Genomic DNA, 20,995 nt, shown 5'->3' with positions numbered 1-20,995 from the left:
GCCCTGCTCAAAATCAGTTTGCCGCCAATGGCTGTCGGCTTGCCCGCACCCGGATGACCCGTCTCTGCTCCATTGTGAGCACCTCAAAAAGCCAACCACCGAAAACAATCTTGTCTCCGACAGCCGGAACACGCCTGAGCAGGGCCAGCATGAAGCCGCCCAGCGTATGATAGCTGCCCGCGGCGGGCAGATCGGTGAGACCGAGCACATCCTTCAGCTCGTCCGCCGGCATGAAACCGTCCAGGATGTACTCGTCCTTTGGTTCGGAAACTTCCTGTTCAGGCGTCTGGTGTTCGCGGCGCTCATCACCGACAATGGCTTCGAACAGGTCGGACGGAGTCACGATCCCCTCGAACGAACCATATTCATCAAGTACGAAGGCGATCCCAAGGTCGGAACCCCGCATGCGTTCGATCATGTCCTGCGCTCGCAGACTGTCGGGAACCGTCATCGGCGCGCGCAGGGAGGCTCCAATCAGAACCGGCAGGTTCTGAAGCAGACGATGCAGGATTTCGCGCACGAGCAGGACACCAACCGGGTGGTCGACATCGCCGTCGCAGACGACGATCCGCGTAAAGGTTGACTGACGGAGTTTGGCAATCAGTTCATCCGACGTGGCATTGCGATCCACCCAGAACAGTTCGTTGCGCGGAGTCATGATGGCTCGCACCGGACGATCCGCCATCCGCAGGAGACGTTCGATCATGACACGCTCCTCGGCCTCCAGCACGCCAGCCTGGGCACCTTCGATCAGCACAGCTCGAAGTTCTTCCTCGGTCACCGCAGAACGCTGTAACGGGCCGACACCGATCAGTCTAAGGACGAGCGACGACGTTCCGCTGAGAAGTTGCACAATGGGTCGGGCCGCCTGCGACAGCCCCACGAGCAGGAAAGACAGTCGTGACGCGATACGCTCGGGTTGTTGGAGGGCGATCTGCTTGGGAACGAGTTCGCCGAAGACGAGCATGGCGAAAGTGATGATCACAACCACGATCACGATAGCCAGGTCACTCGCGAACGGTCGGAAGACGGGTATGCGGGCGATAAAACGCGCCAGATCCTCCTCGATCTGACTGCCGCCGAACGCACCTTCAAGAATGGAAACAAGCGTCATGCCGATCTGTACGGTCGGCAGAAAGGCGTGGGGGTCATCTGACAGACGCAGAGCGCGATCCGCCCCTCGCACATTCCTTTTTACGAGTGCTTCGAGCCGTGGCCGCTTGGCCGAAATCAGCGCCATTTCGCCCATGGCGAATACGGCATTGAGGGCGATCAGCAGGCAAATAATCAGGATAGGTGTGAGCATCGGTCCATACGCTTTAAACGGGTCTGTCCTTACCTAGTCGAGGAGCCATCGCGGGGATACCGTCAGGCATTCGAACGTATGACAGAAGCTGGAAAAACCCAGAAAAAAACCCGGCATGAAAGTCATGCCGGGCTTCTTTAATCTCATTCGGTTACAAAGAGAGGATCAATCCGCAGCATCCGCGATCACCTCGTCCGCTTCGGCGGCCTTGTGCACACGCACACGCGGACCACGCGCCGGCTTGCGGGAAGCCAGTTCACTCATCTGGCTTTCAACCTGCTGCTCATAACGATATTCGGCAGGCCGCTGGTTGGCGAGCGAAATTTCCGGCACCATCGGCTTCTCGGTTTCGGGACCGAAGAGCGCGACCTTCGCGATGTGCCACGGACGGCGCACCGCATCCATGACGGCGGTTGACTCATAACCGGAGTGAACCATGCAGTCGGCGCATTTTTCGTAGGCGCCAGTGCCATACTGATCCCACGCCGTGTCATCCATCAGCTCACGAAAGCTCTTGGCGTAGCCTTCACCCAACAGATAGCAGGGGCGCTGCCAGCCGAAGACCGTCCGCAGCGGTTTGCCCCAGGGGGTGCAATGGTAGTTCTCGTTGCCCGCAAGAAAGTTCAGGAAGAGCGGCGACTGCGTAAAGCGCCACTTCTTGCCCTTGCCGAGACGGAAGATGTCTCTGAAGAGCTGCTTCGTCTTCTGGCGGTTGAGAAAGTGCTCCTGATCCGGTGCACGTTCATAAGCATAGCCGGGCGCTGTCATCACGCCATCAACGCCCATCGCCATGACCTCATCGAAGAAGGCCGCAACACGCTTGGGATCAGCGCCGTCGAAAAGCGTGCAGTTGATCGAAACGCGGAAACCGCGCGCTTTGGCGGCTCGGATGGCCGCTGTCGCACGCTCGAACACGCCATCCTGACACACCGACGAATCGTGCATCATCTTGTCGCCATCGAGATGGACGTCCCATGAAAAGAAGGGCGACGGCTCGTAATCGTCGAGCTTCTTTTCCAGAAGGAGGGCGTTCGTGCACAGATAGATATATTTTCTACGCGCGACCAGCGCCTTGACGATTTCCGGCATCTCCTTGTGCAGAAGAGGCTCACCGCCGGCAATCGCGATAACCGGCGCACCGCATTCAGCATCCGCATCCAGACATTCCTGAAGGCTCAGGCGCTGGTTCAGAAGCTGCGCGGGATAATCGATCTTGCCGCAGCCGGCGCAGGCGAGGTTACAGCGAAACAGAGGCTCGAGCATCAGCACCAGCGGATACCGTTTCCGACCAATCAGGTGCTGTTTGACCACGTAACGTCCGACCCGGACGGCCTGCATCAAAGGAACGGCCATGTATTTTTTTGCTCCTACGCCCGACGCGGCAGGTGTTGCCGACTTTAAAGACACCACAGGGGAACCCAGTGCGGCGACGCGCGTCCATTCGTCATAACTTATGCCCGAGGCATGGGCATTATCACCTCGATACGCAATAACAAAGAGCGTTCGAGGCTTAGCTGCAAGATGTCCATGACATTATTACAAATTGGACACCCCCATGCACGGGACCCTACATATTTCCGCCCTTATATACGCACACCCCGACCGTTCTCAATGACCTGCATAAAGGGCAGTATTCGCTGTGGTATATGAGCCACAGGTCAGAGAGGCTCCGCCGGGGGCAGTTTCATCAGCCGTTTCCCGGTGTATATCCGATCAGGAAACAGTGTCTGGCACGGTCATACCGGTGCCCAGAGCCATCAAAAGAACCGAGGGACTTCGGCATGACGAAGACAAACAGCCCTGAGACGAGCAACGGGCGCGCCACATACCGCCTGTTCGCGATTGCCACCCTGAGTCTTGCAGTTTTGGGCAGCGCTTCTGTCACCGCCCGCGCTCAGGCCAGCGATAGCGAAGCCGTCACGGCCATTTCAAACCTCTACGCCGCGCTCCAGACCATAGAGGCGCCCAAAGCAGGCGCCGTCGCCACGCGAGCCGGCGTCATCGGACCCGTGGTCGACCAGGTCTTCGACCTTCCTTCCATTCTGAAGGGTTCAGTGGGCATGGGATACGCGTCCCTGTCAGACGCCGAAAAACAGAAACTTCTGGCGGCTTTCCGGGAATATACGATTGCCCGCTACATCTCGAGCTTCAAGCCCGGCGCGGGCGCCCAGTTTACCGTGGCGCCGGTGACGGCTCCGGCTGCGATCGGCGGCGGCACCGTGGTGACGACAACGATCGGAAGCGCGACCGATGCTCCGGTCGCCATCAATTACGTCATGAAGCCGGGCGATGGCGGCTACCGCATCGTGGACGTCCTCTATAACAAGCGCGTGAGCCAGGTAGCCGCCCAACGTTCCGAATTCAGTCACACGCTTTCGACCGGCGGTGCCGACGCGCTGGCTGGCCAACTGAGCACCAAAGCCCACAAGCTGATGAATGACTGAGGGATGTCCCCTCTTGCCCGCCTACGCCCTAACCTGAAACGGTTTTCGTTCATGAGTGAACGGTCGGCCATGCTGACTGCGACGTTCTCTTGCCCAGTTTCCTGACATGGCTCGGCGGCGCGGCCGCGCTCATCTCGGTCGCAGGTTGCGGTCAGGCGATCATCGGTTCGTTTCTCCTGTCCCGATTCCGCTGGCAGGAAAAACGTCCGCCGTGCCCTGACGCTTCAAACCTGCCAGCCGTCACGATCCTCAAACCCCTTCACGGGGACGAGCCCCTGCTTTCGGAGGCGCTCGAAAGTGTCTGTCGGCAGGATTACCCACATCTCCAGATCGTCTTCGGCGTGCAAAGCACCGAGGACACCGCGATCTCTCATGTCCGCGCCCTGCAGGCACGGTATCCCACACGCGACATCACACTTGTGATCGACCCGCAGCAGCATGGTATCAACCGAAAAGTCGGCAATCTCATCAATATGTATGCCTTCGCACGGCACGACGTGCTGGTCATATCCGACTCCGACATCCATGCCGGCCCCCATTATCTCCGCGACATCGTCCGCACCCTCGAATCTCCCCAGGTTGGCCTCGTCACGACGCTTTATGCAGGCCTCCCGGCCAGCAAGACGCTCGTGCGCGAGATGGGGGCCATCCAGATCAATCATAACTTCCTCCCCGGTGTCATGATGTCGCGCCTTCTCGGACGGCGCGACTGCCTGGGCGCGACCATGGCGTTACGCCGCGAGATTCTGGAGCAGATCGGAGGCCTTGAAGCTCTGGTGGACCACGTCGCGGATGACGCCGTGCTCGGACATGCCGTCCGGGCCCTGGACCTCGACATTGCACTTGCCCCTTGCCTCACCTGGACGACCATTGGCGAATCTTCGATGCGCGAACTCCTTCTGCACGAGTTGCGATGGGGGCGGACCGTCAAAAACCTGGAGCCCGTCGGATATGGCATGTCGGCCATCCAGCTTCCCCTGTTCTGGGCGACTCTGACACTTCTGTGCTGTCATGACGCCCGCTGGGCCTGGGTATTTTTCGGGACGGTCTGGCTGATCCGGGCCATGACGGCGATCGGCGTCAATATCGCAACGGCCGTGCCTGCCTGGGCGATGCTGCCGCTGCTTCCTCTCCGGGAATGGATTTCCGCAGCGATCATGGTCGGAAGCGCACGCGGCAAGGAGGTTGCGTGGAGAGGGCAGACGCTCCATATCGAGCGTCACGTACCTGTCACGAATTTGAGACAGCCTCTCGAGCCAGGCGATTAAAAAGCTTTTTGGAACTGACCAGAGACCATTCGCAAGGGCGCCATCTCCGCCCGCCCAGTTAGGAATACCTGTTCATGATGCGCACTCTCTTTCTTCAGCCCCCCTCGTTTGATGGTTTCGACGGCGGCGCTGGATCCCGTTATCAGGCCAAACGGGAAATCCGCTCATTCTGGTATCCGACCTGGCTGGCGCAGCCCGCAGCGATGGTCGACGGCTCGCGCCTGATCGATGCCCCTCCCGCCAAGATGGGCATGGAGCCGATTCTCAAGGACGTCATGAATCGCGATCTCGTGGTCATGCACACCTCGACACCGTCTTTCGCATCCGACGTGCGCGTGGCGCAGATGCTCAAGGATGCCAATCCGAACCTGACGATCGGCATGGTTGGCGCGAAGGTCGCGGTACAGCCCGACGAAAGCATGGCCCAGGGCGGCCCCATCGATTTCGTCGCGCGCAACGAATTCGACTTCACGATCAAGGAAATCGCCGAAGGGCGCGATCTCAAGGACGTCGATGGCATCACCTGGCGCAACAAGGAGGGCGTCGTGACCGCCAACCGCGACCGCGCCATGATCGAGGACATGGACAGCCTGCCCTTCGTCACCGAGGTTTACAAACGCGACCTGAACATCAACGACTACTTCATCGGCTATCTGATGCACCCTTACATCTCGATCTATACGGGTCGCGGATGCAAGTCGCGCTGCACGTTCTGCCTGTGGCCCCAGACGGTGGGTGGCCATCGCTACCGCACGCGCAGCCCGGAACACGTCGCCGCTGAAATCCGCCTTGCGAAACAGTATTTTCCGCAAGTCAGAGAGTTCATGTTCGACGACGACACCTTCACGGACGATCTTCCCCGCGCCGAAGCCATCGCGCGCGAAATGGGCAAGCTCGGCGTGACCTGGTCGTGCAACGCCAAGGCCAACGTGCCCTACAGCACGCTGAAGATCATGAAGGACAATGGTCTGCGTCTTCTGCTCGTCGGCTATGAGAGCGGCAACCAGCAGATCCTGCATAACATCAAGAAGGGTCTGCGCGTCGAGGTTGCCCGCGAGTTCACGAAGAACTGCCACGAGCTCGGCATCAAGATCCATGGCACCTTCATCGTCGGCCTTCCCGGCGAGACGAAGGAGACCATCCAGGAAACCATCCGATTCGCGAAGGACATCAACCCGCATACCCTGCAGGTTTCCCTCGCGGCCCCTTATCCCGGCACATTCCTGCACAAGCAGGCGACCGAGAACGGCTGGTTCAACGAGAGCGAAGCCGAGCTGATCGATGAGCACGGCGTGCAGATCGCGCCGCTGCACTATCCGCATCTGTCGCACACAGAGATCTTCAGCTCGGTTGAGGATTTCTACCGGAAGTTCTATTTCCGCGCGCCGAAGATCGCCTCCATCGTGGGTGAGATGGTGCGCAGTCCGCAGATGATGAAGCGCCGCCTGCGCGAGGGCGTCGAATTCTTCCAGTTCCTGAAAGACCGTCACGCCGCCTGATATGTCGCCGATACGATCATCGACGAGGAGCCTCATCGTTTCGGCCGATGATTTCGGGCTTAGCGAAGAGGTGAACGAGGCCATCGAGATCGCCCATCGCGATGGCCTGCTTTCCACGGCCAGCCTCATGGTGGCTGGACCTGCCAGCGTGGACGCCGTCAAACGGGCGAAGCGTCTGCCCGATCTCCGGGTCGGCCTTCATCTCGTAACGATCGAGGGCGAGGCCACGCTTCCGCACGCCGCGATCCCGAGCATCACCGATGCGGATGGAGAGCTGGGGCGCAGCCAGCTTGGCCTCGGCGTCGATTACTTTTTCAATCCCGTCGCGCGGCACGCGCTCCGACGCGAGATCGAAGCGCAATTCCGGGCCTTCGCCTTTTCGGGCCTGACTCTCGATCATGCGAACGCACACAAGCACATGCATTTGCATCCGACCGTCGGACGTTATCTCATCCGAACAGGCGCCGAGTTCGGTTTGCGCCATGTTCGCCTTCCGATCGAGCCGCCCGCCCCGCTCGCCGCCGTTGAAACCCGGTTCGACACGCTCGGCGCCGCTGCCCTTCGACGGTGGTGCGGCGTCTTGCGGGGACAGATCCGCCGCGCGGGCATGACGACCAACGACTGGTGCTTCGGCATCGCCTGGAGTGGCCATATGACCGCGGGCCGGGTGGCGGATCTTACGGCACATCTTCCGCCGGGCCTGTCCGAAATCTACTTTCATCCGGCCACGGCGAAGAACGAGCTACTCCAGTCCCTGATGCCGGATTACGATCATCGTGGAGAACTGGCTGCTCTTACCTCTCCACTGTTCAGGAACGCCGTCACGGCGAACCACGTCAGGCTGGCAATCTGGGACGCCGCATCTCGCGCCTGAAACGAAGCCATAGCCGGATCGGCAGAACGATACCCACCATCGTCAGACCGCCCGCAAGACCATACCACAGGCCGAGCACGCCCAACCCCATCGAGTCGGCCAGCCAGCCTCCGCCCAGCAATGTGACCAGTCCGTAACTGCCTATGATCATGAGCATCGGCAGAACCGTGTCGTCATAGGCCCGAAGCGCCGCCGCGCATGTGACCTGTATGCCGTCGAAAATCTGGTAAAGCGCGGCGATCCGTAGAATCTGGACTCCAACGTGCAGCGATTCCACGCCCATTGGCGTGTCCGGACGTAGATAGAGGCGGCAGATCATCCCAGGAAACAGCAGCAGGACCGCCCCGCTGATCATGCTCCATGATATGGCCGAACCGATCGCGCCGATCGCCGCGTTGCGGGCCTGCTCCACCCGCCGGGCGCCGATCCAGAAAGCGACGCGCACATTGGCGGCCTGGGCCAGCGCCAGATTCACCATGAACAACGTGGATGTAACGCTCAGCGCGACCTGGTGAGCCGCGAGCGCCGCCGTTCCGTAATGCCCGGCGCGGAGTCCGGTTACCTGAAACGCAGTCACCTCCGCTCCGGTCGCAAACATCATGGGCAAACCAAGCGCGACCATTTCTTTCAAGGCGCCCCAGTCCGGGATCGAGAGGCGCAGATGCGGCCTGAGTTTCGTGCGGGACATCGCCACGCCCAGAAGAACGAGGGCGACGGCCCATCCGGTCAAGGCCGTCGCTGTCGCGGAGCCGAACAGTCCCAGACGCGGCAACCCGACGAGCCCATAAATCAGGCCCGCATTGGTCAGCCCGTTGAGCACCGCCATGACCGGCATCGTCCAGAGCAACAACGTCGCATAGCCGAACGCCGGCAGAATCACGCGCAGAAGCCCGATCACCGCCAGATAGGGCGGTAACGCCAGCATCAGGCGATGCATGAAGTCGGAGACAAGGGCTATGACTTCGGGAGGTTCGCCGAAAGCATGCAGAATCGGCTTGATCTGGCCGAGGAGCAGCGCCATCGGCAGACAGAAGACGCAGGCCAACAACAGCCCCGCGCATACGACGCCGGACAGCACGCGCTCCTCCGCAGCGCCATCGGTCTGCTGCCCGGCTGCATGATGTGCTTCTCCGCGCGCACGGGCGATCAGGACGCTGACGCCGCTAAGTCCGGACTGGAATGTCACGAGCACAACGAAAAACAGCGACGTCGAGAGACCACCGACAGCCAGAGCGGTGGCCCCGAGCCTCCCGAGCAGCAGGGCATCGGTAATGCCCATCGCCATTTCGCTGAGCTGAGACAGGCTGAGCGGGAGCGCGATGCCCACGATCTGCCTCAACTCCTGACTGATTCGCGGTGCGGCGACCCGAGAGGCCATGGGCTCGGCGTGAGTTATATCGGACATGACGGGGGTTTTCGCAGATCGCTACGACCTTAGCCAGTAATGACGAGACGGGCGCATGCCTGCCCTGCACCTCATGCGTATGCAGTATTTCGTTTCATGCCAGCCAAACTTTCAGCGAAGGCCGCCCGTTGCAAGCGCGTTCAATACAGGCGTCAGGCAGTGGAGGTCATCATGTCACGATATCGGATCATCACGATCGCGATCATCATCGCGGTCATTGTCGTTGCCGTGACGGTCTGGGTGGGACGCCCCGCTTCCCTGGCGCCGTCGGTCGATCGCACGCGGGGCATCGCGCCACAGGCGATGCTCTGGTCTCCGGAATCAGACGCAACCGCCGCAGTCCGGGGGCGTTTCTGGTCCGCATCGACGCCGTACGCATGATCGGCATCCGCTGAGGCTCCCGGTCGGTCTCCGAAAACCCTGAAACAGAGCCTTATTCACGGAGAAAGACTGTTGCACGGAAAGGCGGCGTAGCGCATCTAGGCGCGACCATGGACAGCCCCGCCCTCAGCCTGACACTGCACGACAGCCACGCGCGCCGCAAAGAGCGGTTCACGCCGATCGACCCTGATCATGTCCGCGTTTATTACTGCGGACCGACAGTCTATGATGCCGCCCATATCGGCAATCTCAGGGCGATGCTGAGCGCGGACATCCTTGTACGCCTGCTGCGCAAACTGTATCCGCGCGTGACTTTCGTGCGCAATATCACCGACGTCGATGACCGTATTTCCCAACGGGCGAGAGAAAACGGCGAAGACATTTCGGTGCTGACGGCGCGGACCACGGAAAATTTCCATGCGGATCTTTCCGAACTGAACGTCCTTCCGCCGGATATCGAGCCGCGGGCGACGCATCACATCGCCGACATGCTCGACATGATCGCGCGCCTCATCGCGAATGGCCATGCTTATGAAGCCGAGGGCCACGTTCTGTTTTCCGTGCGGGATTTCCCCACCTATGGGGCACTTTCAGGCCGCACGCCCGACGATCTGCTCGCTGGCGCCCGCGTGGAGGTGGCACCGTACAAGCGCGATGCGGGAGATTTCGTTCTCTGGAAGCCGTCCACGGATGAGCAACCCGGGTGGGACAGTCCTTACGGCCGCGGCCGGCCGGGCTGGCATATCGAGTGTTCGGCAATGTCCCATCGCTATCTCGGAGAAACCTTCGACATTCACGGTGGTGGCGACGATCTGATCTTCCCGCATCATGAAAACGAACGTGCCCAGTCCCTGTGCTGCTTTCCCGGCAGTCAGTTCGCCCGTCACTGGCTGCACAATGCGATGCTGCTTTCGGGCGGTGAGAAAATGTCGAAATCTCTGGGCAATTTCTACACGATCCGACAGGCCATCACCCGCGCGCCCGCGGAAGCACTGCGCCTGTTGTACCTCGGCACGCAATATCGCTCCGTACTCGACTTTACATGGGAAAAACTCGACGAAGCCAAACGAACGCTGGATCGCTTCTATCGGGCGCTGGAGCGGAGCCCGCCTCTCGAAGGCGCGGCAGTGCCCGAAGCCGTCATGGCCGCCCTGTGCGACGATCTCAATACACCGCTTGCCATCTCGGCGCTCCACCCTTTCGCTGACGCCGCCATTCAGGGAGATGTCGAAGCTTCATCGGCTTTGAAAGCCGGTGGCGCCATGATGGGTCTTTTCAGTCAGTCGCCGCATGACTGGTTTCGCGCCGGTGCGGACGAAGACGCGATCGAACGCCTCATCCAGGAGCGCATCGATGCCCGTAAGACGCGAAATTTCGCCCGCGCCGACGAGATCCGTGCCGAACTGACAAGTCAGGGCATCCTGCTGGAGGACGGCCCCCAGGGCACGACCTGGAGGCGCGCATGACGGGGCGTGACGGCGGCGCGGATATCGGACCCATTGGCGAGCACAGTCCGGTCGTCATTCTCGTCCGCCCGCAACTGGCGGAAAATGTCGGCACGACGGCGCGCGCCATGGCCAATGGCGGTCTGTTTCATTTACGCCTCGTGGCGCCACGCGATGGCTGGCCCCAGGAGCGCGCCTGGTTCGCGTCCTCAGGGGCTCACCGCATTCTCGATGCCGCCACCGTACATGAAACGGTGGCGGACGCGGTGGCCGATCTTCATCGGGTGATGGCGACCTGCCCTCGCCCGCGTCACATCGTCAAAACGGTTATGACCGCGCGCGGCGCCGCCAGCGAACTTCGAGCCTGCGCCAACCGGAAGCTGCGCACCGGCCTGCTATTCGGCCCCGAGCGGGCCGGGCTCGACAACGAGGATATGGCCTGCGCCGATACGCTGATCCGCTATCCGCTCAACCCGGATTTCATGTCCCTCAACCTCGCACAGGCCGTTCTCATCATGGCTTACGAGTGGTGGATGGCATGCGATGAAACGCCGACACGCGATTTCATGACCAATGAGACGCATGTTGCCACCAAGGGCGAACTCGAGAATTTCCTCGGCCACCTGACGCGCGATCTGGATGAATGTGGTTTTCTGCGCAACGAACAGAAGCGCCCCGGCATGATTCGCAACCTGCGGCATCTGTTTCAGCGTGGAGACGTCACGGAACAGGAACTGCGCACGCTGCATGGCGTGGTCACCGAGCTTTCACGCGGACGCAAAAGCCGGTCCTGATCCCGGGGCCAAACATCCTCCGACCGGATGATCTCATCGGGTTGAATAAAAATCCCGAGCAAGACGAAAATCCAGAATCTTCATCGCCTGTGGTTTCCCAAGAACAAAGGGAAACCACAGGAACGGACTCCCAGAAACGCGGCCCCGGTCAGGAACCCATCGGGTGAAAGACACCGGGCGAGCCCGCATCGGTCGTGAGAATACGGTCGACCTTGTCGACCCGCACCGTGAAAAGCTGCTGCGGCTTCTTGTCGGGATGCGGGCAGCCTTCGGTATGCTTTGCCATCACGTCCACCCGCATCGCGGTCGGCGGATCATCGCCATTGACGAGAAACACCAGGCATCGCGCGGGCTCGTCCGTCATGCCGTTATGCCGCACCAGCACCCGCAGATGCTCGACCAGCTTCGTATTGTCGAACCAGGCGAGTTTGTTGAACGTCAGGCGATCGGCAGCCATATCGAGCCAGCCCGTCTTCATCACCACGATCATCAACAGGGACGCTGGAATCACGACGAGAAGACGACGTATCAGATGCTGTTTCAGCGTGCGCGGCTTGCGCGGACGTATACCCTTACGGCCAGCGCCGAGACCGGGTCTCGCTGTGGTGTCCTGATCTGCCAACTGTGTCTTCTCCGCCAATTTCACATATCGTCCATGGCTTCGTGCCAGACATCGCCGTGAAGGTCGAGCATCCTCGTGGCTTCATCCGGTCCCCAGCTTCCGGCTACGTAGGACGACATGGGCGCGACGTCCCGCGCCCATGCATCGAGCACGGGACCGATCCAACGCCAGGCGGCCTCGACCTCGTCACGCCGAATGAAAAGGATCGGATTGCCACGCACCGCATCGAGCAGGAGGCGTTCATAGGAGTCCGGATACCGGACACCGAACTGCTGGGGGAAACCGACATTCATTTCGGCGGATCGCAGCGTGAACGTGTCATCCTGAGGATCTTTGACACTGAGACGATAGGAGAGCCCCTCGTCGGGTTGCACGCGGATGACCAGAATATTGGGGCGGGACGCCCCCGGGAAAAGCTGGCTCGATGACGCGCGGAAGGTCACAACGATCTCGCTGGTCTTAGCTTTCATCCGCTTCGCCGTGCGAATGTAGAAGGACACGTCTTTCCATCGCGGCGTCTCCACTTCCGCCCGCAGAGCGACATAAGTCTCTGTGTGGCTGGGATGCCCCAGTTCCTCAAGATATCCGGGAACGGCATGCCCGGCTATCTCGCCCTTCTGGTACTGCGCCCGCACCGTATCGGAACGCACGCTTTCATCCGTCATCGGGTGGAGCGCCTTGAGGACAGCGACTTTCGCATCGCGGACGTCATCCGCTTCGAGGGACTTCGGCGCTTCCATGGCGCAGAGACACAGCACCTGCAGCAGGTGGTTCTGAACCATATCCCGCGTGGCGCCCGAGGTATCGTAATAGGCCGCACGCGCCTCGACTCCGACCGTCTCGGCGGCCGTGATCTGGATCGACTGGATATATTCGCCCGACCACACGGCCTCGAAAACCGGATTGGCGAACCTCAGCGCGAGCACGTCCTGGACCGTCTCCTTGCCGAGATAGTGATCGATCCGGAAAATATGCTTTTCGTCAAAGTAGCGCGCGACGCCCGCATTAATCTCTTCCGCCGAGGCGAGATCGGTTCCGATCGGCTTCTCCAGAACAACACGGCTCCCGGCCGTCACGAACCCCTTTTCATGCAGGTTCGCACAAGCGGGTTCATAGAGACGCGGCGCCGTCGCGAAATAGAAAACGCGGACCCGGTCCTCTCCGCCCTCGAGCAGGCCGGAAAGACCGTCCCAATCCGAGTCCGCGCGGGAGCCGTCAAGGCTGAGATAAAACACGCATTCGAGGAACTTTCGGACGCGTTTTTCATCATAGCTCGCGTGATCGACGAACTGCTTCAGCGCGTCGTGAATACGTGCCTGATAGCCGGCTCGATCGAGTTGGGCACGGGCCGTGCCGACGATGCGGCATCCATCGGGCACATCGCCGTCCAGAAAGCGGTGATAGAACGCAGGCAGGAGCTTGCGCATGGCAAGATCGCCCGTCCCTCCGAAAATGACATAATCGAACGGCTCAACCTGTGGGGCTGCGTTCATGATGAGAACCTTTCCTGTCGGGGAACCGGTCGCTCCCGTATCAACCCGAAATGCAGGTCAACCCAAGATGCGGGCGCCCGGGGAGTTCCAGACCATTTATGAAGTTGACGTCATATTCCAGTCATGGTCGCGCCCTTCTACTTCGCTTGAAACGCAACAGTGTCAAGATCGCGACACAGGCCTTCCCCATTGACCGCCTACACAACCGCGCGATAAGCCCGCGCTCGAACTCATCTGAAGAACGGACAGGAGACGCAAATGGACAATGAAACGCCCCATGATGAGGCTGCGGTCGGCGGCGTCGCAGCGGACCGGCTGCGCTCCATTATCGAACGCGTCGAGCGTCTGGAGGAGGAGCGCAAGGCGCTCGCAGGCGACATCAAAGACATTTTCCAGGAAGCCAAATCCGCAGGTTTCGACGTCAAGGTGATCCGTCAGATCATCCGGCAGCGCAAGCAGGAGCCCGCCGAAGTAGAAGAGCAGGAAACCCTTCTGGATATCTATCGCCGCGCCCTCGGCATGTAAGCCGAGATCCTTGACGCCCCTCTGACACATTACGTTCCTTCCGCGCTGTCCTGTGTTGGAAAGAGCCATCGGGGCTTTCTTCACTTTACACTTGGCTGACATCACGAAATTCGCATAGATCGCGGCATGAACCCACTTTTCGCCGCGTTGCCGTTCTGGGCGCAGTCCGTCCTCATGTTGGGGGGGCTGGCGCTTGGACTGGTGTTTCTTCTCCTTCCTTTTGCAATCTTCGGCGTGAAGCCGCGCCTGGAAGAAATCGAGCTTCAGCTGAGTGAGTTGCGGGCCGAGCTGCGCACGCTGAGCCTGCGAGCATCCCGCCATGACGATGCGCGCCCCGTATCACCAATGCCAGCCGACGCCCCGGTCCAGCATCCTCCACAGAAAATGGAGAGACATGCGGCCCCGATGACTGGGCAGCCGCCTCAACCTGTTCACCGCGACGCGCCCATGCCGTGGAATCGAGCTTCCGAGTCGAATAGGGCAGATCCCGTTCCGACGTCCGAACCCCAGAGGGCGCGAGCGCAGCCATCGCCGCACGGTTCCACCGGCTCGGCGACACCTTCAGACATGTCGCAGAATCGCGCCTCCCCACCCTCGAAGCCGCCATCTCAACCCTTCGCTTTCGAAGATATGCCGGCCTATGAAGATCTTCCCGCGCCAGATCACGTCACCCAGATCCTGCGTCCCACGCATTTCGAGCCGCCACCGGCGCGAGAAGCTCCTCGTCCTCCCCCCGCTACAACATGGGATGCGCCTGTAGCACCCACACCGCCGCGTCCCGCAAGCTTCTCGCCGCTTCCAGATGTCAGTACGGACCCGAACCTGTTGCGTCGTCGTGAGGAAATGTCACCACGGCCACTACCGGAAGAGGATCGCCGTCGTCGATCCGATGAGAGCCTGCGCGATGGACGTCCTCGCTCGGAGCCAACCCTCCGCTGGCCTCCACATCCGTGATCTAAATATACCGGAGTGTTTCCACCGTCCGTATGATGGCTGTCAGCCCCGGACGGAGCTCATGACCAGATCATCGCGATGGATAAGACATGCCTGCCCGCGATATCCGAGAATCGCGTCCATCTCGTCGCTACGATGACCTGCAAGCCGTGCGATCTCGCGAGCATCGTACTCCACGAGTCCACGCCCGCATTCGTACCCTTCTTCATTCACGATCGCAACGAGGTCACCACGGACGAAATCTCCCTCGACGCTCTTCAGCCCCGCCGGAAGCAGCGACGCTCCCTGTCGCAGAGCCTCGCAGGCGCCCTGATCGACGACCAGCCGACCGCGTGAATGCAGGCCACTGGCAATCCAGCGCTTCCGCGCCGAATTTTTCTCTTCCGCAGGCCGAAACCAAGTGCATCGCTCACCATCGAGAAGACGCCCCAGTGGACGGTCGCCCTGGCCCTGTGCAATGGCCATCCAGGCACCGGCTGCCGTCGCAATCCGAGCGGCCAGAAGCTTGGTATGCATTCCGCCTGAAGAGTAACCAGGAGGCGGCGCGCCCCCCATTTTCATGACATCGTCGGTAAGGCGCTCCACCAGCCCGATATGCTCGGCCCGCGGGTCCAGACGTGGATCCGCCGTATATAAGCCGTCGATATCGGACAACAGCACAACGCCATCCGCGTCGATCATCTGCGCAACGCGCGCTGCGAGGCGATCATTGTCGCCGAAACGCATTTCCGTTGTCGCGACAGCATCGTTTTCGTTGATGACGGGCACGCAACCCAGCGCCAATAACGTCTGGATCGTCGCGCGCGCGTTAAGATGACGTGCGCGTATCTCCGTATCGTCGGGCGTCAGCAAAAGCTGGGCTGCGACGATATCATGTTGCTTCAGCGCGCCGGACCAGGCTTGAGCCAGGCGAATCTGGCCAACACTGGCCGCAGCCTGCTTCTCATCGAGCCGCAGACGCCGTCCGACTAAACCGAGCGTGGCCCGCGCCAATGCGATCGCGCCGGACGAAACGACGACAACCTCCATTCCGGAACGACGCAGGCGGACGATATCCTTACAGACGCTTTCCAGCCAAGCTTCGCGTAGCACGGCGTTCTTCACGTCGACCAGCAGCGCACTACCGATCTTGACGACGACCCGACGCGACCCCGCGAGCGGATTTGCGGCGGCCGCAATGTCCGTCATGCCCCAACGATACCCGCTTTTTCTTCCTGCCGCGCGGCGGTCACTTTGTCCTGAACGGCCCTAAGCAACTCCGGAAGGCCCGCTCCGGTGACCCCTGAAAGGAGGAAAACCGGTGCCCCCGATGCTTTTTCCAGGGCTCGGCGCTTCGCCGTAATCTGTGTCGCGGTCAGGGCATCGCATTTGTTCAAGACGATAAACTCAGGTTTCATCGCGAGCGTTTCGGCATAGGCATGCAACTCGCCACGGATCAGTCGATAATTCCGAACCAACTGGCTTTCCGTACCGTCGAGGAGATGCAGCAGCATCGCGCATCGTTCGACATGTCCGAGAAAACGGTCTCCGAGGCCCGCCCCCTCGCTCGCCCCTTCGATCAGACCGGGAATATCGGCTATGACGAACTCTTCCGTTCCGGAAATGCGCACGACCCCCAATTGGGGATGAAGCGTGGTGAACGGATAATCGGCGATCTTGGGACGCGCACGCGAACAGACGGACAGGAGCGTGGACTTCCCGGCATTCGGCAATCCGACCAGCCCGACATCGGCGATGAGCTTCAGGCGCAGCCATACCCATCGTTCTTCGCCCGGCCATCCCTTGTCCGCGCGACGCGGCGCACGATTGGTGCTGGTTTTGTAGGTCGCGTTGCCGAATCCGCCATCACCGCCCTTGCACAGCGTCACCTCTTTGCCCGGAATATCGAGATCGGCGAGCATTGTCTCACGGTCTTCGTCGAAGATCTGCGTTCCGATCGGAACATTGATGATCACGTTTTCAGCGCCCGCGCCCGTCCTGTCCGATCCCGCTCCGTTACCGCCTTTCCGCGCGCGAAAGTGCTGGGTATAGCGAAAATCGATCAGCGTGTTCAGGTTCGGGACCGCACGAAAAATGATGTCGCCACCACGCCCACCGTTCCCACCGTCAGGACCACCGAATTCAATGTATTTCTCGCGCCGGAACGCAATAACGCCGTCCCCGCCATCGCCCGAACGCACGTAAATTTTGGCCTGATCGAGGAACTTCATCACTATGTCCGTGCTGGCCCGACGATCGATGCGCGAGCTCAAAAGAAAAAAGGCCGGTCCTTGCGGCCCGGCCTCAAGCCCGCGTCCCAGGGACGCGAAACAGAAATGAGCCGGATTTATTCGGCGGCTTCCGGAAGTGCTACGGAAACATGCACGCGGCCTTCAGCGCGGCGCTGAAATTTCACGTGGCCATCGACGAGAGCGAAAAGCGTGTGGTCACGACCAACGCCAACGTTCAAGCCAGCCATCATCTTAGTACCGCGCTGACGGACCAGAATGTTGCCCGCAAGAACGCTCTCACCTCCGAACTTCTTCACACCGAGACGACGGCCAGCACTGTCGCGTCCGTTGCGGCTCGAACCGCCTGCCTTTTTTTGTGCCATAGGTCTTTCTCCCCTTTACCTGTCGGGCCGATTAAGCCGCGTTGATCGCATCAATGCGCAGCACTGTAACCTGCTGGCGATGGCCGTTCTTGCGACGGCTATTCTGGCGACGACGCTTCTTGAAGATGATAACCTTGGCCAGACGATCCTGAGCGATCACTGTCGCCGTGACGGTCGCACCGGTCACAAGCGGCGCTCCGATCGTGACACCTGCATCAGAACCAAGCGCGAGAACATCCGAGAAAGTCACCGTATTGCCGGCTTCGACTTCCAGCTTCTCGACCTTGAGCGTGGCCTGGGGCGTCACGCGATACTGCTTCCCGCCCGTGCGGATAACTGCGAACATGTTGAAACTCTCTTAATATTAAACCCGAACTCTCGGCGATTCTTCTGTCAGAGTTTTCCCCCGATCGGCACCGCCCTGTCGCTTTTTGTTTTTGGCCGCACCTATAGCGCGGCAAGGAGCGCTCCCTACAAGAGTTGCACCCTGTAAGTCAACAAACAGAACGCCGACTCACGTTTTTCGATGATAAATTTTACCCTGCGTATTTTATCCCCTTGTCGAGCTTTCCAGCCGCACCTATAAGCCCCGCACGACCCCGGTTCGCCGGACCGGAGAGGTGCCAGAGTGGTCGATTGGGACGGTCTCGAAAACCGTTGTGGGTGCAAGCTCACCGTGGGTTCGAATCCCACCCTCTCCGCCATGATACAAACACCCATGTAAAAACAGTGAGTTAACGCTCTTTGACGTTACGACCATGCTATAGTGTCGTTACCTGTCCAGCGTTAAACCTCTAAGCTGGGTGGATGACCGACATGCACAATGTTTCCCGGCGCTCGGATAAGGAGTGTCCGCTTCCACATTCCCCGTGAGCGTCGCGAGCATGTCGGACGAGTTTTCGGGTCGAAAACAAGCCGTATGGCTGAGATCGTTAGAACGCTCAGGACTGTCGACCGCCAGAAAACGATAGTGCATCGTCCGAAACTCCCCGAACTGATCCGACGCTCAATCGACCACAAGCGCACGCAGATCCGCCGCATCATAATTTTCACGCAGCGCCAATGCCCTGCCCATTCGGATGTCTCTCGACCGGTTCGATATCCGGTTAATCATATTTCGATCCAGAGCGCTTCATCTTCAATCCAACCCATAAAATCCCGGAACGAAACACCTACAGCGTTTTTGCGATGGTGCCACGCCATGGATGTAACCAGCCCAGGCCGTCGGATGTCGAAGCACGGGGATTATATTCGCACCCAATCCAGCCACGATAACCAACGCGGTCCAGCAAAGCGAAAAGATACGGATAGTTGATCTCACCCTCATCCGGCTCATGCCGATCGGGGACGCTGGCCACCTGAATGTGGCCAATCGATTCAAACAGGGTCTTCAAGCGCACAGCGAGATCACCCTGCATGATCTGCGCATGATACAGATCGAACTGGATTTTTACGTTATCCGCACCGACCAGATCGCAAACTGCTTTCGTTTCTTCCTGATAATTCAGGAAATAGCCGGGCATGTTACGCGTATTGATGGCTTCCAGAACGATGGTCAGGCCGAGAGATTTCGCCTGTGAGGCCGCGTATTCAATATTCCGCAGATAGGTTTCCATCTGTCGTTCATACGGGATTTCGTCGTCGCGCAAACCGGCCATGACATGTAAGCGGCTGTTCCCAAGAACCTGAGAATACTCCAGTGCCGACCCGATCGCGCGGCGGAACTCTTCCTCACGTCCGGGGAGTGCCGCCAATCCACGCTCTCCTTGCTCCCAGTTGCCGGGTGGAGCATTGAACAACGCAACATGCAGATCATTTCCCTGGGTGCGCGCACTCACTTCCATCCTGTCAAATGCGTATGGGAACAGAAATTCCACTCCTCTGAAGCCATCACGCGCGGCAGCGTCAAAACGCTCGAGAAATTCTAGCTCCGGGTAGTTCATTGTCAGGTTTGCGGCAAAAGCAGGCATGATGAGAGATTTCCTTTGCGATGCATTACGAGACGAAAGGCCACAGAAGGCAGGTTGCCAGAAACCCCAAAACACCAAGTGTCGTTGTCAAAACGGTCCAGGTACGCAGTCCATCGGCTACGTCGATTCCAGAGAGTTTCGTGAATATCCAGAACCCTGCATCGTTGACGTGGGAAACCGATAGCCCCCCTCCCCCCATGGCAAGGGCGAGCAGAGCAAGCTGGTTGGGATTGGCATGCATCTCCGAGATCATTGGACCTAGAATGCCTGCGGTCGTCACAAGCGCCACCGTTGTCGATCCCTGCACCGCGCGCAGGATCATGCTCAATATAAAAGCCAGTACAAGCGCAGGCAGTCCGGTCGTACGGAGTATGCCAGAGATGACGTGGCCGATGCCGCTTTCCACCAGAATATTCCCGAATACCCCGCCACAGCCTGCGATCAGGATCACCATAGCGACACCGGGCACAGCGGAGCCGATGACAGTCGAGACCTGTTCGAAGCTCCATCCCCGACGCAGTCCCAGAGTATACCCGGCAAGGAGGGTATCGAGCAGCAGGGCGGTGACGGGTGAGCCGATAAGATGGGCAGTTCCGGTATAGGAAGAGCCGGGTGAAAGAATGAGCGACACCGTGGTGCCAAGCATGATGAGGGCGATCGGCAGCAGGATCAGCCCGACAATCAGCCAGAACCCGGGCGGATCAGCCGAAGGCAGCGCATGGGCGGATACGTCGGGTGCGGCGTCGAACGTTCCGTCCTCACACGCGCTGATCGCGGCCCGGATGTCGGGAGCATATGTGAACTCGCGGCGTGTCATCCGCTGTGCAATCAGAGCCCCTGCTCCACAGACCATAAGGGTGATCGGCACCCCGAACGCCACGATACGTCCCATATTTGCGCCGATCTGTGCTGCGGCGGCGGCAGGGCCGGGATGAGGCGGAAGGAACGAATGCACCGTCAACATAGCCGCACACATCGGGAGTGCGAAAATCATGAGAGATCGCCTGCTGACGTTCGACACGCCATAGAGCAACGGCATGACCATGATCACGCCGACCTCGAAAAAGACCGGAATGCCGATCAGAAATCCTGCAAGGGTCAGGGCAAGCGGGGCACGCCGGTCTCCGAAACGTGCAATAAGATCGCGGGCGAGAACGTGAGCACCGCCTGAAATTTCCACGATCTTTCCGATCATTGCCCCTAGAGCGATAATGACGGCGATATGTCCCAGTGTCTTGCCCATGCCCGCTTCGATCGCGGGAACGATCTTGGCCGCGGGCATCCCGGCGAAAAGAGCGACAAACATGCTGACGATAAGGAGCGTCAGGATCGGATGAAGCTTGAAACGGATGATCAGAACCAGCATCAGCACAATGCCGGCAATGGCGCTGGCCAGAAGGACCATTGGAGTCATCAGGACTT

Annotated in this window: 20 protein-coding genes and 1 tRNA gene; 10 read left to right on the top strand and 11 right to left on the bottom strand. The window is 60.0% G+C overall.

Going from position 1 to position 20,995, the window contains the following annotated elements; all coding sequences use genetic code 11:
* Positions 1 to 13: 13 nt before the first annotated feature.
* Positions 14 to 1,306 carry a hemolysin family protein gene (locus tag PWM43_RS10805; RefSeq protein ID WP_289842520.1) on the bottom strand — a complete coding sequence of 431 codons (1,293 nt, stop codon included), beginning with the start codon at positions 1,304 to 1,306 and terminating at the stop codon, positions 14 to 16.
* A gap of 165 nt (positions 1,307 to 1,471) precedes the next feature.
* A complete protein-coding gene (hpnH, locus tag PWM43_RS10800) occupies positions 1,472 to 2,659 on the bottom strand; it encodes an adenosyl-hopene transferase HpnH (protein ID WP_289842519.1) in 1,188 nt (395 codons plus the stop codon).
* Between the two features lie 428 nt (positions 2,660 to 3,087).
* Between hpnH and PWM43_RS10795 the strand changes: the two genes are divergently transcribed.
* From PWM43_RS10795 to hpnK, 4 genes are all read left to right on the top strand, one after another.
* Positions 3,088 to 3,750 carry an ABC transporter substrate-binding protein gene (locus PWM43_RS10795; RefSeq protein WP_289842518.1) on the top strand — a complete coding sequence of 221 codons (663 nt, stop codon included), beginning with the start codon at positions 3,088 to 3,090 and terminating at the stop codon, positions 3,748 to 3,750.
* An 89-nt stretch (positions 3,751 to 3,839) separates the two neighbouring features.
* On the top strand, positions 3,840 to 5,018 hold the full coding sequence (gene hpnI / locus PWM43_RS10790) for a bacteriohopanetetrol glucosamine biosynthesis glycosyltransferase HpnI (RefSeq protein WP_289842517.1): 1,179 nt from the start codon (positions 3,840 to 3,842) through the stop codon (positions 5,016 to 5,018).
* A gap of 74 nt (positions 5,019 to 5,092) precedes the next feature.
* Complete coding sequence (gene hpnJ / locus PWM43_RS10785; protein WP_289842516.1) at positions 5,093 to 6,517, top strand: hopanoid biosynthesis associated radical SAM protein HpnJ; 1,425 nt, start codon at positions 5,093 to 5,095, stop codon at positions 6,515 to 6,517.
* A gap of 1 nt (position 6,518) precedes the next feature.
* Positions 6,519 to 7,391 (top strand): hopanoid biosynthesis-associated protein HpnK, encoded by an 873-nt coding sequence (gene hpnK, locus PWM43_RS10780; protein WP_289842515.1) that lies wholly within the window; start codon positions 6,519 to 6,521, stop codon positions 7,389 to 7,391.
* On the opposite strand, the gene PWM43_RS10775 is transcribed toward hpnK, so the two are convergent.
* Positions 7,354 to 8,796, bottom strand: coding sequence for an MATE family efflux transporter (locus tag PWM43_RS10775; RefSeq protein WP_289842514.1), 1,443 nt, complete (start codon positions 8,794 to 8,796; stop codon positions 7,354 to 7,356). The two genes, hpnK and PWM43_RS10775, sit on opposite strands and share 38 nt — an antisense overlap.
* Positions 8,797 to 8,967: 171 nt before the next feature.
* Between PWM43_RS10775 and PWM43_RS10770 the strand changes: the two genes are divergently transcribed.
* From PWM43_RS10770 to PWM43_RS10760, 3 genes are all read left to right on the top strand, one after another.
* Complete coding sequence (locus PWM43_RS10770; RefSeq protein ID WP_289842513.1) at positions 8,968 to 9,177, top strand: hypothetical protein; 210 nt, start codon at positions 8,968 to 8,970, stop codon at positions 9,175 to 9,177.
* A gap of 110 nt (positions 9,178 to 9,287) precedes the next feature.
* A complete protein-coding gene (gene cysS / locus PWM43_RS10765) occupies positions 9,288 to 10,643 on the top strand; it encodes a cysteine--tRNA ligase (RefSeq protein WP_289842512.1) in 1,356 nt (451 codons plus the stop codon).
* A complete protein-coding gene (locus tag PWM43_RS10760) occupies positions 10,640 to 11,416 on the top strand; it encodes an RNA methyltransferase (RefSeq protein WP_289842511.1) in 777 nt (258 codons plus the stop codon). Before cysS ends, PWM43_RS10760 begins: the two co-directional genes overlap by 4 nt.
* A gap of 148 nt (positions 11,417 to 11,564) precedes the next feature.
* Here PWM43_RS10760 and PWM43_RS10755 read toward each other — a convergent pair whose 3' ends face one another.
* Positions 11,565 to 12,038: a hypothetical protein gene (locus tag PWM43_RS10755; RefSeq protein WP_394356069.1), complete on the bottom strand. Its 474-nt coding sequence runs from the start codon at positions 12,036 to 12,038 to the stop codon at positions 11,565 to 11,567.
* Between the two features lie 20 nt (positions 12,039 to 12,058).
* On the bottom strand, positions 12,059 to 13,531 hold the full coding sequence (gene zwf, locus PWM43_RS10750; RefSeq protein ID WP_289842510.1) for a glucose-6-phosphate dehydrogenase: 1,473 nt from the start codon (positions 13,529 to 13,531) through the stop codon (positions 12,059 to 12,061).
* A gap of 258 nt (positions 13,532 to 13,789) precedes the next feature.
* On the opposite strand from zwf, the gene PWM43_RS10745 reads away from it, so the two are divergent.
* Positions 13,790 to 14,056, top strand: coding sequence for a DUF2312 domain-containing protein (locus tag PWM43_RS10745; RefSeq protein WP_289842509.1), 267 nt, complete (start codon positions 13,790 to 13,792; stop codon positions 14,054 to 14,056).
* 126 nt (positions 14,057 to 14,182) lie between these two features.
* On the top strand, positions 14,183 to 15,010 hold the full coding sequence (locus tag PWM43_RS10740; protein ID WP_289842508.1) for a hypothetical protein: 828 nt from the start codon (positions 14,183 to 14,185) through the stop codon (positions 15,008 to 15,010).
* A gap of 42 nt (positions 15,011 to 15,052) precedes the next feature.
* Here PWM43_RS10740 and proB read toward each other — a convergent pair whose 3' ends face one another.
* The 4 genes from proB to rplU form a co-directional block, all read right to left on the bottom strand.
* On the bottom strand, positions 15,053 to 16,198 hold the full coding sequence (gene proB / locus PWM43_RS10735; RefSeq protein WP_289842507.1) for a glutamate 5-kinase: 1,146 nt from the start codon (positions 16,196 to 16,198) through the stop codon (positions 15,053 to 15,055).
* On the bottom strand, positions 16,195 to 17,220 hold the full coding sequence (gene obgE / locus PWM43_RS10730) for a GTPase ObgE (RefSeq protein WP_289842506.1): 1,026 nt from the start codon (positions 17,218 to 17,220) through the stop codon (positions 16,195 to 16,197). Before obgE ends, proB begins: the two co-directional genes overlap by 4 nt.
* 116 nt (positions 17,221 to 17,336) lie before the next feature.
* Positions 17,337 to 17,603, bottom strand: coding sequence for a 50S ribosomal protein L27 (gene rpmA, locus PWM43_RS10725; protein WP_289842505.1), 267 nt, complete (start codon positions 17,601 to 17,603; stop codon positions 17,337 to 17,339).
* A 31-nt stretch (positions 17,604 to 17,634) separates the two neighbouring features.
* Positions 17,635 to 17,949 carry a 50S ribosomal protein L21 gene (rplU, locus tag PWM43_RS10720; protein ID WP_289842504.1) on the bottom strand — a complete coding sequence of 105 codons (315 nt, stop codon included), beginning with the start codon at positions 17,947 to 17,949 and terminating at the stop codon, positions 17,635 to 17,637.
* A 268-nt stretch (positions 17,950 to 18,217) separates the two neighbouring features.
* Here rplU and PWM43_RS10715 point away from each other — a divergent pair.
* Positions 18,218 to 18,307 (top strand) — tRNA-Ser (locus PWM43_RS10715).
* Between the two features lie 468 nt (positions 18,308 to 18,775).
* On the opposite strand, the gene otnI is transcribed toward PWM43_RS10715, so the two are convergent.
* The gene (gene otnI, locus PWM43_RS10710; protein WP_289842503.1) at positions 18,776 to 19,573 is read right to left on the bottom strand and encodes a 2-oxo-tetronate isomerase; all 798 of its coding nucleotides are present in this window, start codon (positions 19,571 to 19,573) and stop codon (positions 18,776 to 18,778) included.
* 25 nt (positions 19,574 to 19,598) lie between these two features.
* Positions 19,599 to 20,987 carry a GntT/GntP/DsdX family permease gene (locus tag PWM43_RS10705; protein ID WP_289842502.1) on the bottom strand — a complete coding sequence of 463 codons (1,389 nt, stop codon included), beginning with the start codon at positions 20,985 to 20,987 and terminating at the stop codon, positions 19,599 to 19,601.
* Between the last annotated feature and the right edge of the window lie 8 nt (positions 20,988 to 20,995).

The organism is Brytella acorum, from assembly GCF_029309905.1.
In the GTDB taxonomy this organism is placed as follows: Bacteria; Pseudomonadota; Alphaproteobacteria; order Acetobacterales; family Acetobacteraceae; genus Brytella; species Brytella acorum.
The sequence above is the reverse complement of the archived record's forward strand: the minus strand, read 5'-3'. Positions and strand labels throughout refer to the sequence as shown.

What these genes read in the sequence shown, in the direction of transcription:
- PWM43_RS10805 (WP_289842520.1), bottom strand. Translation starts at nt 1,306, where the DNA reads ATGCTCACACCTATCCTGATTATTTGCCTGCTGATCGCCCTCAATGCC.
- hpnH (WP_289842519.1), bottom strand. Translation starts at nt 2,659, where the DNA reads ATGGCCGTTCCTTTGATGCAGGCCGTCCGGGTCGGACGTTACGTGGTC.
- PWM43_RS10795 (WP_289842518.1), top strand. Translation starts at nt 3,088, where the DNA reads ATGACGAAGACAAACAGCCCTGAGACGAGCAACGGGCGCGCCACATAC.
- hpnJ (WP_289842516.1), top strand. Translation starts at nt 5,093, where the DNA reads ATGATGCGCACTCTCTTTCTTCAGCCCCCCTCGTTTGATGGTTTCGAC.
- hpnK (WP_289842515.1), top strand. Translation starts at nt 6,519, where the DNA reads ATGTCGCCGATACGATCATCGACGAGGAGCCTCATCGTTTCGGCCGAT.
- PWM43_RS10775 (WP_289842514.1), bottom strand. Translation starts at nt 8,796, where the DNA reads ATGTCCGATATAACTCACGCCGAGCCCATGGCCTCTCGGGTCGCCGCA.
- PWM43_RS10770 (WP_289842513.1), top strand. Translation starts at nt 8,968, where the DNA reads ATGTCACGATATCGGATCATCACGATCGCGATCATCATCGCGGTCATT.
- cysS (WP_289842512.1), top strand. Translation starts at nt 9,288, where the DNA reads ATGGACAGCCCCGCCCTCAGCCTGACACTGCACGACAGCCACGCGCGC.
- PWM43_RS10760 (WP_289842511.1), top strand. Translation starts at nt 10,640, where the DNA reads ATGACGGGGCGTGACGGCGGCGCGGATATCGGACCCATTGGCGAGCAC.
- zwf (WP_289842510.1), bottom strand. Translation starts at nt 13,531, where the DNA reads ATGAACGCAGCCCCACAGGTTGAGCCGTTCGATTATGTCATTTTCGGA.
- PWM43_RS10745 (WP_289842509.1), top strand. Translation starts at nt 13,790, where the DNA reads ATGGACAATGAAACGCCCCATGATGAGGCTGCGGTCGGCGGCGTCGCA.
- PWM43_RS10740 (WP_289842508.1), top strand. Translation starts at nt 14,183, where the DNA reads ATGAACCCACTTTTCGCCGCGTTGCCGTTCTGGGCGCAGTCCGTCCTC.
- proB (WP_289842507.1), bottom strand. Translation starts at nt 16,198, where the DNA reads ATGACGGACATTGCGGCCGCCGCAAATCCGCTCGCGGGGTCGCGTCGG.
- obgE (WP_289842506.1), bottom strand. Translation starts at nt 17,220, where the DNA reads ATGAAGTTCCTCGATCAGGCCAAAATTTACGTGCGTTCGGGCGATGGC.
- rpmA (WP_289842505.1), bottom strand. Translation starts at nt 17,603, where the DNA reads ATGGCACAAAAAAAGGCAGGCGGTTCGAGCCGCAACGGACGCGACAGT.
- rplU (WP_289842504.1), bottom strand. Translation starts at nt 17,949, where the DNA reads ATGTTCGCAGTTATCCGCACGGGCGGGAAGCAGTATCGCGTGACGCCC.
- otnI (WP_289842503.1), bottom strand. Translation starts at nt 19,573, where the DNA reads ATGCCTGCTTTTGCCGCAAACCTGACAATGAACTACCCGGAGCTAGAA.
- PWM43_RS10705 (WP_289842502.1), bottom strand. Translation starts at nt 20,987, where the DNA reads ATGACTCCAATGGTCCTTCTGGCCAGCGCCATTGCCGGCATTGTGCTG.